The organism is Pseudoalteromonas sp. SWYJZ98, from assembly GCF_015864495.1.
GTDB lineage: Bacteria > Pseudomonadota > Gammaproteobacteria > Enterobacterales > Alteromonadaceae > Pseudoalteromonas > Pseudoalteromonas distincta.
This window is the reverse complement of the sequence record NZ_JADYXA010000063.1, coordinates 1-14,356: the sequence shown is the minus strand read 5'-3', so window position 1 is coordinate 14,356 and position 14,356 is coordinate 1. Positions and strand designations below refer to the sequence as shown.

At 39.1% G+C, this 14,356-nt stretch carries 14 protein-coding genes; 8 read left to right on the top strand and 6 right to left on the bottom strand.

The window, feature by feature from the left end:
* Positions 1–235 precede the first annotated feature (235 nt).
* Genes I6F10_RS19235 through I6F10_RS19225 form a run of 3 tightly spaced genes read left to right on the top strand, consistent with a single transcriptional unit; the run spans position 236 to position 6,590 of the window.
* Entirely contained in the window at positions 236–1,963 is a 1,728-nt protein-coding gene (locus tag I6F10_RS19235) for an autotransporter assembly complex protein TamA (RefSeq protein ID WP_165744944.1), read from the top strand.
* Positions 1,963–5,652 (top strand): autotransporter assembly complex protein TamB, encoded by a 3,690-nt coding sequence (gene tamB, locus I6F10_RS19230; RefSeq protein ID WP_197099265.1) that lies wholly within the window; start codon positions 1,963–1,965, stop codon positions 5,650–5,652. The genes I6F10_RS19235 and tamB overlap by 1 nt, the downstream gene beginning before the upstream one ends.
* Positions 5,653–5,684: 32 nt before the next feature.
* Positions 5,685–6,590 carry a peptidylprolyl isomerase gene (locus I6F10_RS19225; protein ID WP_165744942.1) on the top strand — a complete coding sequence of 302 codons (906 nt, stop codon included), beginning with the start codon at positions 5,685–5,687 and terminating at the stop codon, positions 6,588–6,590.
* Between the two features lie 204 nt (positions 6,591–6,794).
* On the opposite strand, the gene queF is transcribed toward I6F10_RS19225, so the two are convergent.
* Positions 6,795–7,640, bottom strand: a complete 846-nt coding sequence (gene queF / locus I6F10_RS19220) for an NADPH-dependent 7-cyano-7-deazaguanine reductase QueF (RefSeq protein WP_165744941.1) — start codon at positions 7,638–7,640, stop codon at positions 6,795–6,797.
* Between the two features lie 59 nt (positions 7,641–7,699).
* On the opposite strand from queF, the gene syd reads away from it, so the two are divergent.
* Positions 7,700–8,239, top strand: a complete 540-nt coding sequence (gene syd / locus I6F10_RS19215) for a SecY-interacting protein (RefSeq protein ID WP_165744940.1) — start codon at positions 7,700–7,702, stop codon at positions 8,237–8,239.
* Positions 8,240–8,302: 63 nt separating this feature from the next.
* Here the strand turns inward: syd and I6F10_RS19210 are convergent, their stop codons facing one another.
* The 3 genes from I6F10_RS19210 to I6F10_RS19200 form a co-directional block, all read right to left on the bottom strand.
* Positions 8,303–9,076 carry a Zn-ribbon-containing protein gene (locus tag I6F10_RS19210; RefSeq protein ID WP_002958242.1) on the bottom strand — a complete coding sequence of 258 codons (774 nt, stop codon included), beginning with the start codon at positions 9,074–9,076 and terminating at the stop codon, positions 8,303–8,305.
* Between the two features lie 13 nt (positions 9,077–9,089).
* Positions 9,090–9,356 carry a hypothetical protein gene (locus tag I6F10_RS19205; RefSeq protein WP_007378199.1) on the bottom strand — a complete coding sequence of 89 codons (267 nt, stop codon included), beginning with the start codon at positions 9,354–9,356 and terminating at the stop codon, positions 9,090–9,092.
* A gap of 96 nt (positions 9,357–9,452) precedes the next feature.
* Positions 9,453–9,689: a DUF2789 domain-containing protein gene (locus I6F10_RS19200; RefSeq protein WP_002958240.1), complete on the bottom strand. Its 237-nt coding sequence runs from the start codon at positions 9,687–9,689 to the stop codon at positions 9,453–9,455.
* A gap of 153 nt (positions 9,690–9,842) precedes the next feature.
* Between I6F10_RS19200 and I6F10_RS19195 the strand changes: the two genes are divergently transcribed.
* Positions 9,843–10,496 (top strand): GNAT family N-acetyltransferase, encoded by a 654-nt coding sequence (locus I6F10_RS19195; protein WP_024597670.1) that lies wholly within the window; start codon positions 9,843–9,845, stop codon positions 10,494–10,496.
* Between the two features lie 740 nt (positions 10,497–11,236).
* Here I6F10_RS19195 and I6F10_RS19190 read toward each other — a convergent pair.
* Positions 11,237–11,536 (bottom strand): DUF3301 domain-containing protein, encoded by a 300-nt coding sequence (locus I6F10_RS19190; protein ID WP_165744939.1) that lies wholly within the window; start codon positions 11,534–11,536, stop codon positions 11,237–11,239.
* Positions 11,537–12,565, bottom strand: coding sequence for a DUF3549 family protein (locus I6F10_RS19185; RefSeq protein WP_165744938.1), 1,029 nt, complete (start codon positions 12,563–12,565; stop codon positions 11,537–11,539). It lies immediately after the preceding gene.
* Between the two features lie 104 nt (positions 12,566–12,669).
* On the opposite strand from I6F10_RS19185, the gene I6F10_RS19180 reads away from it, so the two are divergent.
* The 3 genes from I6F10_RS19180 to I6F10_RS19170 are packed head-to-tail and all read left to right on the top strand — an operon-like array spanning position 12,670 to position 14,196.
* A complete protein-coding gene (locus I6F10_RS19180; RefSeq protein ID WP_165744937.1) occupies positions 12,670–12,990 on the top strand; it encodes a YqcC family protein in 321 nt (106 codons plus the stop codon).
* A complete protein-coding gene (gene truC / locus I6F10_RS19175) occupies positions 12,983–13,747 on the top strand; it encodes a tRNA pseudouridine(65) synthase TruC (RefSeq protein ID WP_165744936.1) in 765 nt (254 codons plus the stop codon). The genes I6F10_RS19180 and truC overlap by 8 nt, the downstream gene beginning before the upstream one ends.
* The gene (locus I6F10_RS19170; RefSeq protein WP_010553680.1) at positions 13,747–14,196 is read left to right on the top strand and encodes a flavodoxin; all 450 of its coding nucleotides are present in this window, start codon (positions 13,747–13,749) and stop codon (positions 14,194–14,196) included. Before truC ends, I6F10_RS19170 begins: the two co-directional genes overlap by 1 nt.
* Positions 14,197–14,356: the final 160 nt, after the last annotated feature.

Here is a 14,356-nt window from a genome sequence, read left to right as displayed (position 1 = left end):
TGAGCAACTTAATAATCGTCCGAGGAAGACACTTGGATTTGAAACGCCTGCAAAATTGATGCAGGATCACTTGGCGGCTAAAGCCGCCTAAACGTTATGCACTTCAGGTTTGAATCCGCGAAGTTAAATTTACGCGTTAGATAGTTATTAAGTTAATGTGTTGCTCATTATGGCTATGCTAACATGCGTGTAATTAGCCAGTTTTATGTAAGATATTAAAAGTAAGGATATTTACTTGTTTATTAAGTTTTTACGTTGCATATGTGTTGTGAGCGCTTTAATTGCGACAAATAGCTATGCGGCAGAAAAAGTCATAGAAGAATACGAAATTAAAGGGTTAAGTGGTGATTTAGAAAATAACGTAGCCCTTTATCTCAAGCAATTAATTGGTGAAAAACCAACCCGTACACTTCGCAGTTATGCTCAAAAGCAAGTACAAAATAGCATTAAAGCACTTGGTTATTATAGCCCGACCGTCGAGGTTATTTATGATAAAGACGATAGCGAGTTAATTGTTAAAGTTGAGCGAGGTCCTGCAACTCGCATAGAAGCAATTAATATTACGCTAAACGGCGATGGCCAAAATGATACTCAATTACAGGCATTAATTAAAAATACCAACTTAAAACAAGGTGATGTTTTAAATCATGGTAGATATGACTCTGCTCATAAAAAAATAGAATCTATGCTATTGGAGCTTGGCTATTTTGATGCAAAGTGGCCAGCGCGCAAATTAGAAGTGTCACTTAAGAAAAATAGTGCTGTTATTACTTTTGTAATTGATACTGGGGTTAGATATCAGTTTGGCGATATAAAAATTGCCAGTAATACGCCTGCTGAAAAATACATACGCTCGCTTGCGCCTTTTACTCAGGGTCAACCTTATAAATCAACACATATTGCTGACTATAATTTGGATTTATCAAGCACCCCTTATTTTGCAAGCGTGCGAGTTTACGCCGATATTGCTGCGCGTAAAAATGGCCAAGTACCTATTAAGGTAGATGTATTGCACAAGCCTGCAAATAGCTATGAAATTGGCGGCGGTTTTAGTACTGACCTAGGGCCCAAAGTGCGTTTTAAATGGAGTAAACCGTGGATCACAGAAGACGGCCATTATCTCGAAACTAATTTAAATGTGGCGCAAAGGCAGCAAGATATTTCCATGGCTTATACCATTCCAGTTGATGATCCGAATGATGATTTATGGCGTTTTTCTGCTGGTTATAAATTAGAAGATGAGCTCACAAACGACACTTACAGTGAAATATTAACTGGGCAGGTTCAGCGCCAATGGTTAACCGAAAATAAGTGGGTGCGTACTGCATTTTTACGCCGCGACCAAGAAACCTACCGCATCGGTGATGAAGAGGAAGAAAGCACAGAAATGTTAATGCCGGGCATTAGCTACGCCCGCAAAAAATCAAAAGGCGGCACGACTCCATACTGGGGAGAGCAGTGGCTTATATCTGCTGAGTTTGGCTTAGATGATGTGCTTTCGAGTACTAATCTGATTAGGGTTCAAATGCAACATGCGTGGTTACGTACTTACTTAGATAAGCATTTAGTGTTTTTAAAAGCAAATGTTGGTGCAATGCTTGTTGATGATATTGAAAACGTACCTTACTCACTGCGTTTTTACGCAGGTGGCGATCAAAGTGTTCGTGGTTTTGCGTACCAATCAATATCGCCGGAAAATGATGATGGCGATCTCATCGGTGGTAAATACTTACTAACCAGTACAATAGAGTACAACTATCAGTTTGCTCAAAACTGGCGCGCAGCTTTATTTGTTGACGGTGGTACTGCGACGAATGATTTTTCTGATGATTTTGAAGTAGGCGCTGGTTTTGGTTTTCGCTATTTAACACCCGTTGGCCCAGTGCGTATAGACCACGCTTGGGGATTAACAAAAGAAAGTAAAAGCACACGTTTAAGTATTACCATAGGGCCAGAAATTTAATGTCAGTATTAAAAAAGATAACAGCCGCCGTAAGTGCTATTTTTGTCACGTTAGTTGTCGCACTATTTTGTTTGTTATTTACCGCACCCGGTAATCAATTTATTGCTTATAGTGCAAACAAAGCGTTAGATGGACTACATATTGAAATTAAAAATGGCCGTTTTATTTATAATGATGCCTTTAATGTGCGCTTTACTAGCAACGGATTGGACTTTAATGCACAACAATTGAAAATTGATTTGTTTTGGTGGCAGTGCGATGGAATTTGTATAGATAACTTAAGTGCTAAATCTATAAATTTAACATTACCAAAAACTGCAGAGTCACAAGAAGAAGCCGCGGCAGAGCCGCTTGAAAAAATCAGCTTACCTTTTAATATTGCTGTAAAAAACATTGCGATCAATAAATTTACGCTAGAGCATCCAAGTGCAAACGTAAGCGTTAATAACTTTAAACTCTCAGCAAAAGCAGAGGGTTCAAAGCTGACGGTTAAAAGCCTGAATATTCCCACCATACTTGTTGCTTTAAAAGAGCAAGAACAAGATGCGAAAACACAAATGACGCAAAATACTCAAGCGCCTTTGACGCAGCTACCCGCACTGCCTAATATAGAATTTACTTCACCACTTGATTTAGTTGTTGAAGACTTTGAAATAGCTAACATTACGATTGAGCAAAACGAAGCCCAGCATGTTATTGAAAACATCTCGCTGCAATTAAGTGTGGAAGATGCGGTTATTAATTTAGAGTCATTCTCAGCAAAGTATGAGCAGTGGCAGCTTAATACGCACCTTAATGCTGAGCTTGCAGGAAATTTGCCCATAAAAGGGAATGTTGTTTTACAAAGTGATGAGCACCAAGCCAATTTGCAGTTGAATGGCGACTTATCAAATCTAAACTTAAATTTAGAAACGCAGGGACAATATCCGCTTAGTTTAACGGCAACGGCAAATTTAAAGCAAAAAAACTATCCGTTTGAGTTAAATGGCAAAATTAAACAGTGGCTTATTGATGCACAAAGTAATGAGCTTAAAGTGCGAAATGTAAGCCTCAATGCACAAGGTAATGCCGACGATTACCAGCTTAGCCTGCAGGGGAATAGCCAATTAGGCGCGTACCCAGCTGTTGACTTAAATACCCAATTAAAAGGCAGTCTCACCAAAGCAACTTTACAAGCGCTAAGCATTAAAGCGAACGAAAGCAGTGCAACTATACAAGCCAATGTTGATTGGCAAAAAGGCATACAGGCTAACTTTAATGGCACGCTTGCTAACTTAAAAGCGCAGTACTTAACTGATGCCGCTACCAGTGATATTTCAGGACAGTTTAAAGGCTCGTTTAATGCAGCTGACGACAAGTGGCAGCTACAAATGAATAATACAAAGTTAAACGGATTACTTAACGACGTGCCACTAGAATTTGCCTCAAACTTTAAGCTCGACAACACGTTAAAAGCTAATATTGATAGTTTTTATTTAAGTAGTGGCACCAATAAATTAGCACTAAGCGGGCAAGTTGATGACACTTGGCAGGTTGATGGCAAAGTAACGCTTAAAAGTGATGAAAAAGCTAATATTCCATTTACTGCTGATGGCAACGCAAATTTAAAAGTGAGAGGGGAAAGGTTAACGCCCTCTGTTGATTTAGCGCTAATACTCGATCGCTTTATTTTTGATGAAATAAACATTAATAAATTATCAGTAAAAGGGCAGTTAGATACCGCAGCCGATTGGCAAACCGATGTGTCGGTAAGTGTTGGTTCGGCGCTTGTAGCCGAACAGCAAATTAATAGCGTTAAAATTGATATTAGCGGCGACAAAACAGATCACCAACTTACGGCATCTGTAGATGCCGAGCAAGGCAGTGTAGAGTTTGAAGTTAATGGCAAAATTAATAATACCACTTGGAATGGCGAGCTTAGTAATGTAACGCTCAGCGATAAAAAGCTTAGTTTTAGTAATACTAAAAACATTGCCATTATGATTAATACGCAAAGTGGCGACTTTGATGTAAGTGCACATTGTTGGGCATCTGAGCAAAGTAAATTGTGCATAGACACCTTAGCGCAGTCAAAAAATCTCGGTCAGTTAAATGCTAAACTAAGCAATTTAGCTCTTGAGGAGCTTAAGCATTTTTTACCTAATAGCATTCGTACTCGCGGTAATATAGCGGGCGATGTTGCACTTAATTGGCAAAGCGGTGCGCTTAAAACATTACGCGCAAATATCGATTCTAGCGACTTAGAAGCGGTGCTTACCTCGGAAGAAGATCGTTTTAAATTACCAATCGAAACTCTAACTGTTAGTGCATTTTCGGACTCTCAAGTTGGCAAGCTTGAAGCTAATTTAGAATCAAGTGTGCTTGGTAAAATAAACACACAAATTGATATTGACGACATACAAAATACGCAAGCGCTTAACGGCACTATTAATATTGATAAAATACTCCTTTCAGACTTACAACCATTTCTTGAAACCCTCGAGCAGTTAAAAGGTGATATTAGCGGAAAAGTCGCGTTAGCAGGTACGTTAAAAGATCCTTTATTAAATGGCGAGCTTAATGTGAGCGATATTAGTTTAGAGGGCGAGCAATTACCTATAGCGCTGCAAAAATCAAATATAAACGTATTGTTTGATAAAACAACAGCCACAATAAAAGGCAACTTAAACGACAACCAGGGCGGTAAAATAAATCTCACCGGTGACGTTGATTGGCAAGGTGCGCAACCTGCTGTAAATGTTGCGGTAGTTGGCGAGCAGTTTTATGTACGCGCGCAGCAAGGGGTTACTTTTAAAGTATCGCCGGATTTAAAAATAGGCTTGGCTAATAATGCACTCAAGCTTGCTGGTGAGGTAATTGTGCCTTATGGTCGTATAATGATTGAAGAGCTTCCTGAGGGGGCGGTGCAAGTTAGCGATGATGAAATTATTGTTGATCAAAAAACTGAGGCCACCGAAACAGTCCCGTTTGATTACGACATAGATTTAAAAGTGATTGTTAAAAACGATGTAAAAGTAGAGTCGTTTGGCTTGGAATCAAAAGTTGCAGGTGATTTAGTGATAAAAATGAGTCAAGGTGCGCCAATCATAGCCACAGGTGAGCTTAACTTAATTGAAGGTACTTATTTAGCCTTTGGGCAAGATTTAATAATCAGCACCGGGCAAGTAGGTTTTAGCGGTTCAATTGAACAACCATTTTTAAATATTAAAGCAATACGTAACCCAGATACGACTGCAAACGGTGTGATTGCAGGGGTTACGCTCACAGGTAATGTTGAACAACCAACGCTCAAGATATTTTCTGAGCCTGCGATGGATCAAGCACAAGCACTTGCATATTTACTTAATGGCCAGCCTTTAGGTGATGGAGAAAGTTCGTCAAGCGATGCTATGCTCACGCAGTTATTACTCTCTCAAGGGGTCAGCCGCAGCGAAGGGGTTGTTTCTAAGGTAGGTGAAACCTTTGGGCTGTCAGATGTAAGTTTAAGCTCATCAGGTAGTGGTGATAGTACCAAAGTAGAAATATCAGGATACGTAGCACCCAGTTTGCAAGTTAAATATAGCGTGGGTGTATTTGATTCGCTCAGTGAAGTGGCTGTGCGTTATCAGTTACTTTCACAGTTATACATAGAGATAACAAGCGGCCTATATCAAAATGTTGATGTGCTATATAAGTTTGATTGGGAATAACCAAAACTATAATAATTATAAGGATATAAGCGATGAAAAAAATTATATTGCCAGCTCTGCTTAGTGTTTTATTGAGCGGTTGTGCTCAACAACTAGGTGATGATTTTGCTAAACAAGAGCTACCTTTATTGAGCGCGAGTGAGGTAATTGCTAGTGCAACAGATAATGACTGGCGAGTAGTGGATGCTCAAAATATTTTAAAGGTAACGCTGCCAACGGGCGATGCGTATATTGAACTTAATGAACAGCTTGCCCCAAAGCACGCTCAAAACATTAAAAAGTTAGCGCGAGAAGGGTTTTATAAAAACACCAGCGTTTATCGGTTTGTTGAGGGTTTTGTAGCGCAAGGTGGCGACAGCTCGGGTAAAAAGTTAATTAAAACTGCAGATAAAACAGTTCTAGCTGAGTTTTATTTAACAACAAACAAACCACTTTTAATTACTGAGCTAAATGGCGACGGATATGCACCAGTTACCGGCTTTTTAAACGGCTTTGCAGTAGCTCAAAACTCAGCACATACGCAAACATGGCAAGTGCATTGTAGTGGCGTGTTTGCCATGGCGCGCGACAACGATAAAAATAGTGCGAGTACGGAGTTTTTTGTAACAATAGGGCAAGGCCCGCGCTACCTTGATAAAAATATTACGGTGTTTGGTCGAGTGCTTGAAGGTATAGAGCATTTTAATCGTTTAGCGCGTACACCAACTGAAGGTAAAGTGTTTAACCCAATTACCAATATACAAGTTCTTGGCGATATACAAAGCGATAAAAGTATATTTAAAGTGATGAAAACAAACTCACCGGTGTTTAAAAACTTAATTAGTGCTCGTAAAAACCGTGTTGAACCATGGTTTGTTAAAGCACATAACTACGTTGATGTGTGTGGTATGCCCATACCCACTAAGCGCGAAGTTATACCAATTCCAATAAATAGCTGATCTATTTTACTTGCTAAAACAACCCATTTCTTTGTTGTAAATTTCGCAAAGGGAACAACCATTTACATCAATTTAAGCCTAGAACTGAATTGTTTTTTCGGCGTAAAACTTAGCTCACATACTTAATGGAATTGGTATTAATTAAAAAATGTAAAAAGGAGCCTAGGCTCCTTTTTTAATACTCATATTCCAGTTTAAAATAACCTACTGACGATTAATTTTAACTGCAAATGGCGTATCGTTATAATGCGTAGAGCGATACGGGTTTATATCAAGCCCACCGCGACGAGTATAACGCGCGTAAACCTCTAACTCTTTAATATTAAGTTGTGTTGTTAAATCGCTATAAATACGCTCAACACACTGCTCATGAAATTCGTTATGCGTTCTGAACGAAATTAAATAACGCAATAACGATTCGCGACATATTTGCTCGCCTGTGTATCGTATAATGACACTTGCCCAGTCAGGCTGGGAGGTAATTAAACAGTTCGACTTAAGTAAGTGGCTGTAGAGCGTTTCAGTAACTACTTCATCACTTTTTGCTTTAAGTGAATTAGCATCAATATCGTAATTATTAATTTCAATATCTAAATCATCAATACATTCACCTGGCAGCGCTGTACACGGTAAGCAATTGTAATCATCAGGATTATATAAAGTTACTTTGACAGGGCTGTTAACCGCGTTTGATAAATCATCAATTAAATGCTGTTTTACTACATCAATGCTTTCAAATCGGGTTTGGTTAAAGCTATTTAAATAAAGTTTAAACGACTTTGACTCAATAATATGGCTGCTTTGGCATTCAAAGGTAAATAAGGCCACGGCAACTTGCGGTTTACCTTTATTGTTTAGCCATGAAAGCTCGTAACCTGTCCACATGTCTTGGCCTTTAAATGGAAGCTCTGCTTCGTCAATATTTAAAGCATCACGATTTAGTTTGCGCGCAATAGGGAAAAGCAAGCTTGGCGTGTACACATCTACATACTCAGTAGATTGGCCTAATACGCTACCTTTAAGGTCTGGAGAATTGCTGTAATCTGTCATGTTTGCTCTTAAATAGTTACAATAGGGACATTATATCTAATTTAAATGAGTTTCACAGTATGTCTGTTGCATTGCTTATAGAACAACTTCATCAAACATTTAGCGAAAATACCCTTAAAAACACTACAAAGTACCCACTTATTGCGCATGACGAGCAATGGCCAAGCCCATGTGAAGTTGGTGAGGTTGACGAGCAAGGAAACATTCAATGGCAGGGGGCGCGTCAGCGACCTGCAGGTTCGCTTAATGATTTAGCCAGTGCACTAGAACTTGAGTTTCCAAAAGCGCTTAGCGAGCTATACGGACATATGTACGGTGGAAGTATTTTAGCAAGTATTGATGGGCATCAGGTTGAATTACTACAAGCATGGAACGAAGAAGACTTTAATTTGCTACAGCAAAATATCACGGGCCACGTGTTAATGAAACGCAAGCTCAAGCAGCCAGAAACAGTGTTTATTGGTTTAACAGATCAAGATGATTTGCTAGTGAGTGTATTGGTGCACACTGGCGAGGTATGCTTAGAGCACGTAGGCAAAAAAACACACCATGTACTTGCACCTAACATTAATGCTTTTTTAAAGGCGTTAGAGGTTTAAAACGTGTTTAATAAATCAGCTTAGCGTTATCACTAAGCTGATTTTAAGCGCTTATTAAAGTAGTTACTGAAAATCCCACGATATATTAGACACCAAGCCACACGGCTCACACCTAAAGTCGAATAACCCAAACCACGATTCAGGTAATTTCCAGTCGCCATTACAACTAGGGCACTTTCGTTCAAGTTCAGACGCTTTATCTACGCCGCCTACACGGTATAAATAATAATAGGTTGGCTTTTTAGTTAAAAAACTAATTCGCTTTGTTATGTCTTTTCCGCGTCTGTATAAGTCGCTTTGAATACTCGATATTTCTTCAAGCGCCGGAAATTCACAACGGGTTGCGCCATTAATTTGAATTTGATCGCAGGCTTGCCAATCTTCTTGCCATTTTATAAGCGTTTTATAGTCACCATTAGCAATTGCCGGAATACGAAATAGCGGCACAGGCAAAAAGTCATCACCACAATAAAGCGGGCTGCACGTATGCACATAGGTTGTATATAAAATATAACTTGATGGTTCTTTGCAGCAATCAGCACCGTTGGAGTGAATATCTTGTCCGATCACTTTTACTTTTGGCGCAAGTAGCCCAGCACTATGTAACTTTTCGATACTGTGCTTAACAAACGGGCTGTTATTTAGCGGGTGCATTGCATCTTCAGTAGGGCACATTACGCGGGTAATAAAAAATCCATCTTTTAAAACGGTTGGAAATTCTTCTCCCATTATTTGACCATTAAAACGCAGTGCATTTACTAAGCGATTTATTGCTTGTTCGGCTTGTTCTAGGGTGGTGTCTTGGTAGCAATCAAAAGTTAAATCAACAACGAACATTTATAGTCTCAAATTATTTTTGTTCTAGCAGCGCAAGAAGTTTATCGAGTTTTTGCTCAATTCTATCTAATTGACTTGTTTTAAGCTCAGTATTATCTGACTGCTGTGGGTTTCTCATGAAGTTATTAATTGAATCAGGATTGTTTTTATATTGGCTTACTGCTGCAATAATCATCGGCATTGGAACCGGTTGCGCCAAACGGCTTTTAGTTAGTGCTACAGTAGGGGTTTTGCCTTCATCGAGAAGGGCTTTGATTGCATCAAATACAACTGAATTCATTAGATATATAACTCTTTAATAAAATAAATACGCAGCATATAAATGCTGCGCAGATGCTATGTTAGCAATAAATAAGGGAGGGTACATTAAATAAAATTACTTACTTTGACGAATGCGTACATCTAACTCGTCAATTACTTCACTCCAATCTCCGTCTTGTGCAAGGGATTCAGCTAAAAAGTGCTGTTGTGCCTCATCCCAAAAAGAAGCTTCTTGGAGTAATGTTGTGTCTTCTAATTCATGTGAGGCAATAAACGCATCTATTTGCTCATCACTATTTGGTAATCCAAGCTGTGCAAAAAGTGTGTTAATGTCGTGTTTTGTCGTATCCATGATATTGCTCCTTTAAATGAATGAAAATTCATACTAGTACCTAACTGTACCTCCTGCTAGTTAAACTCTCGCTGAATTTACGGTTAATAATTTTAGGTATATAGTTAGGTTTAAAGTTAAACAGCCTATAGCTAAAATAATAAAGGAAATACAATGAGTGTAACCACACCAGCTGATACGTTCAGCGTACAGTATTTAGCTGCAGAAGATATTAGTACTGCAGCGAGCCTAATTTATCAGGCTTATCATGACGATCCTGTATTACTAAACATGCTTAGCTACAATGACGAAAATAAATCAGTTTACGAAAAAAAATTACGATCATTAATTCGCGAAGAGCTCAGTAGTTTTTGGCAAGAAAAACAGCCATTAATTGGTTTATACCGCAACGATAAATTAAAAGCAGTAGCGTGTGTATTTGAATCTAATAGCCAATTACAAGCGCAGCGTTATTGGCACTGGCGTTTAAAATTAATGCTGAGTGCGGGCTACTTACAAACAAATCAATTAATAGATAAAGAACAAACAATTAGAGACGCCCTTAAACAAAAAGGCAATTACTATTTTTTAGCTTTTATTGCCGTAGATCCTCATTTTCATGGACAAGGCTTTGGTCGTTACTTACTACGCGGGCTTGATGACTTGGTTAAATGTAACGCTGAGTCAACAGGGATGGCTGTATTTGTAACACGTAAGGAGCACATTGAATTTTTTAAAACTGAAAAATTTGAAGCATTTAAACACCTTACTTTTAATCAAGTAGAGGGCGAGTTACTGTTTAAATCAATAATTGAGCCAACTATTTAAAATTATAATGTAAGCCAATGCGCCCAAACGGACATAAGACCGTGAGATATATCTCACATCATCGTAAGCATTGTCACTTAAAGGCTACTAATAAGTAGCCTTTTTTGTTCTAAGTTATTGTTCTGCAGTATTTATTTTGTTTTTTCATTTTTGTGACGTTTATTTATTTAATGTTAAGTCCTATTTCTCTCCCCTGATTGCTTTAAACTTCTCTTTGTAAAGACGACATAGCTCAATGATTGAGTTACTGCCAAGGATACGGAATAGGCAACATAGCAGATGCTAGCAGGAAGCATAAAGGACAAGCTAAAATGGATACAAGGAAGAATAAGGAAGTGCATGAAGCACTTAGTAGCTAGGAGTTACTTTAGGATAATCACGGATGACGCTACAGGAAGTAGCAGGAGCGTTAGTTTACGCAGGACTGCCAAGATGGCAAGTGGACATTGCAGGATGCAAAAGTGGCAGGAGCTACTTTAAAGGATTACCAGGGATGATGCTACGGATGTAGCCAAACGATAGATTTCGTGGGTTTGCCAAGGTGGCCATGGATATTGCAGGATGCAATGTGAGGGTAAACAAGGTTGTTTACTCGTTCAGGGGATGATAATACGGATTTAAGATAATGGATATCTAGCAGGATGCAGTCCAATTGGGGCGTAACTTTAGTTACGCCTTAGTTTTTTGTGTTGAATTAAATTTATTAATTTAAGACACATACTCCTAAAGTATATTAAGTTTTATATTTTATGGGGTGGAATAACCACACTTTTCAAAAACTCATTTTCCATAATTAACACACCTTGATAAGCATTTTCACCGTCGCTTGAAAACTCAAATATAAATTCACTTTTGATGCCTGGCTTGCCGTTCTTTAAAAAACCAAAGCGGCGTTTTGTGCATGCAACACTCATCAACTGCACCTGCAGTTGCTCACTTTGACGTTTAGCATGAACGTTCGCCGCTTCAGCAACCTTTCGGTTAAGCCAAAATAAGTAAATTACACTACCAATAAGTATGAACGTCCATAAACTTGCCATTTAAGAGAATAACCTTCCAATTGCACGCGCGAGGGTTTCGCTACGATTTTCTTTACGTAATAAGCCTAATAAATGCGGGCGAATAGTTGGTATTGCAACTAAGTCAGCAAAAATACTTGGAAACAATTCTTCAATTTTTTGATGATGCGCGCAATTATCCATAAATACATGTAAGCGTTCAGGGTTTTCTAATTGCTTAAAACACCGCCCAGCTATTGTTAGTAACACGTCAGAGTCGTGCCTCACTGGTGAGCTTAGTACAGTATCGACTAATTGAGCGCATAACCCTTGAGCTTGACCTTTTGAAGCTGATCTTAGTGCTGCGGTTATAGCCACTGTGTCGTTGTTACTAATTGCACCCTGGGTGTAATCAACAAGTAACTCACTCATTGATGTTGGTATTTCAACGTGTTCAAGCATTGCACTGAGTGGTTGTAGTACTTCAATAGGTAAATGCGCCCATGCTTTTTGCAGATTACTTAAGTTTGTATCGCTGTCTAAGCGTAGTGCAAAATCGGCAATACCCTGTAGTGCAACACTTTGCCAATTATCAAAACCAATTTTACCGCTAAAGTACAGTTGTGCATGCTCGTAATACTGCGATGCAGGCTGTTTTAATAGTACTTTTACTTGGGCGTTAAATGCCGCTAATTTATTTGCGTTTGGTGTAAAAACATAAGGGTTATTATCAAGCTTTCCATCGGCTTGTTCGCCTGTAATTTCAGTGCCTAGCGCTTGAATAACCATATCAGCAAAGTGATCGCGACTAGCACTGACAAGCATACTTTGCTCATCAAGTGGAAATTTTAAAAACCATACATACGGTTCTTTACTGGCTTTAGTATCCCAAAATTGAATAGCGAGCCATGCATGACCAGCAAGTGGATAAGGGTAAGGCACTTGAGCTTGTTCAATAGCTAAAAATTGTTTTTTATCAAGCTTAGTAATGTGCCTGCCAATATCAAAAGCACGCCACTGAGTACCCGCACCATCTAAAAGCTGACCTAATGTAGCTATTTGATCACTCATTGTTTTCTCAACTGTTTTTACTGCAAAATTACATTAATTATACGTCATAGCCGCCTATGAGGGAACAGGGTATAATTGCATTACATATATAAAAGAGGGTGGTTATGTACCAGCAAACCCAAACTTATTTAGTGCAGCTAACGGCACTTTTACAAAAACACGCGCTTTGGCAAAGTGAGCCAATAGACGCTGAGGCACTGCTTTCAAATACTCCTTTTTGTCACGATACAATAGCATTTGAGCAGTGGTTACAATTTGTATTTATTGAAAAAATACAGCAATTATTAACACATAGGCAACCACTACCGCGTAACTTTGCTATTGCCCCTATGGCGCAAATGACACTTGTGAATAAAGCCGGAAGCGATGAAATTATTGAATTACTAACAGCCCTTGATACCTTTTTAGGAGAACCAAATGAGTGAGCGTCTAGCGCCTATTGAATATGGCGAGCTGACTATTTTGTATCAAGATGAAAACTATGTGGCAATAAATAAGCCTTCAGGTTTATTAGTGCATCGCTCGTTTTTAGATAAACACGAAACCCAGTTTGCTATGCAAATGTTGCGCGACCAGCTAGGGCAACATGTATTTCCAGTACATAGGCTCGATAGACCTACGTCGGGCGTATTGCTGTTTGCATTGAACTCGGAAGCTGCTCGCGATATGAACCAGCTATTTATTGAAGGTACTATTGCTAAGCGCTATTTGGCGTTAGTGCGCGGCTTTGCGCCAGAGTCAGTATTTTTAGATAAACCGCTTAAAGAAGAACTTGATAAAATAGCCGATAAGTTTGCAGATCAAGATAAAGCACCGCAAGAAGCGCAAACCCAGTTTAATTGCTTGCACCAAGCTGCATTGCCTATTCCTATAGGTAAGTATCCAACAGTGCGTTACTCGTTAGTTGAGTGTTTTCCAAAAACCGGGCGCAAGCATCAAATTCGTAGACACTTAAAGCACTTATCACTGCCTATCATTGGGGATGTAAATCACGGTGATAACCAGCATAATCAATTTTTTAGGGATCATTTTGAGCTAAGACGCTTAATGTTATTTGCAACAGAGCTTAGTTTTGTGCACCCTTATAGTAATGAATCAATAACAATTAAAGCGCCACTAGGTGAAGACATGCTTGAAATATGTAAGCAGCTAGGTTGGCCAGAGCAAGAAAAGGATTATTAATGGCACATATTAGTATTTTTGTAGGCAGCGTTAATGGCGGTGCAGAGCGTTTAAGCGATGAAGTTGCAGCCACAATAGAGCAAGCGGGTCATACTGCTACAGTAATTACTGAAGCATCACTTGATGATATAAAAAATGCATCGCATATTTTAATTGTTACCTCCACAACAGGCCAAGGTGATGTACCGAGTAATTTGGCCGGATTGTACTTTGCAATGAATAGCACTTTCCCAATGCTTACCGATAAACCATTTGGTGTAATTGCAATGGGTGACAGATGTTACGGCGATACATTTTGTGGCGCAGGGCGAAGCTTTGACGAGCTACTTCGTGATTTACAAGCAAAGCCTGTGGGCAACCGCCTAGAAATAGATGCATGTGAAGATTTTGAACCGTGGCCGGTAACCGAGCCTTGGTTAAAAGTATGGCTAGAAAAACTACCTGCTTAACCCTTAATTTTAAGGTATTAAAAAAGGAGCGCATGCGCTTAATGCCGATCAGTTAAGAAAATGACCGGTTGACCGATCCAAACGATCATGCAAAATCCGTAGTTAGGAAACTAACTACGGATTTTTTTGTGAATATAGAACAAGCACTGCAAGCAACACT

What these genes read in the sequence shown, in the direction of transcription:
- tamB (WP_197099265.1), top strand. Translation starts at nt 1,963, where the DNA reads ATGTCAGTATTAAAAAAGATAACAGCCGCCGTAAGTGCTATTTTTGTC.
- I6F10_RS19225 (WP_165744942.1), top strand. Translation starts at nt 5,685, where the DNA reads ATGAAAAAAATTATATTGCCAGCTCTGCTTAGTGTTTTATTGAGCGGT.
- queF (WP_165744941.1), bottom strand. Translation starts at nt 7,640, where the DNA reads ATGACAGATTACAGCAATTCTCCAGACCTTAAAGGTAGCGTATTAGGC.
- syd (WP_165744940.1), top strand. Translation starts at nt 7,700, where the DNA reads ATGTCTGTTGCATTGCTTATAGAACAACTTCATCAAACATTTAGCGAA.
- I6F10_RS19210 (WP_002958242.1), bottom strand. Translation starts at nt 9,076, where the DNA reads ATGTTCGTTGTTGATTTAACTTTTGATTGCTACCAAGACACCACCCTA.
- I6F10_RS19205 (WP_007378199.1), bottom strand. Translation starts at nt 9,356, where the DNA reads ATGAATTCAGTTGTATTTGATGCAATCAAAGCCCTTCTCGATGAAGGC.
- I6F10_RS19200 (WP_002958240.1), bottom strand. Translation starts at nt 9,689, where the DNA reads ATGGATACGACAAAACACGACATTAACACACTTTTTGCACAGCTTGGA.
- I6F10_RS19195 (WP_024597670.1), top strand. Translation starts at nt 9,843, where the DNA reads ATGAGTGTAACCACACCAGCTGATACGTTCAGCGTACAGTATTTAGCT.
- I6F10_RS19190 (WP_165744939.1), bottom strand. Translation starts at nt 11,536, where the DNA reads ATGGCAAGTTTATGGACGTTCATACTTATTGGTAGTGTAATTTACTTA.
- I6F10_RS19185 (WP_165744938.1), bottom strand. Translation starts at nt 12,565, where the DNA reads ATGAGTGATCAAATAGCTACATTAGGTCAGCTTTTAGATGGTGCGGGT.
- I6F10_RS19180 (WP_165744937.1), top strand. Translation starts at nt 12,670, where the DNA reads ATGTACCAGCAAACCCAAACTTATTTAGTGCAGCTAACGGCACTTTTA.
- truC (WP_165744936.1), top strand. Translation starts at nt 12,983, where the DNA reads ATGAGTGAGCGTCTAGCGCCTATTGAATATGGCGAGCTGACTATTTTG.
- I6F10_RS19170 (WP_010553680.1), top strand. Translation starts at nt 13,747, where the DNA reads ATGGCACATATTAGTATTTTTGTAGGCAGCGTTAATGGCGGTGCAGAG.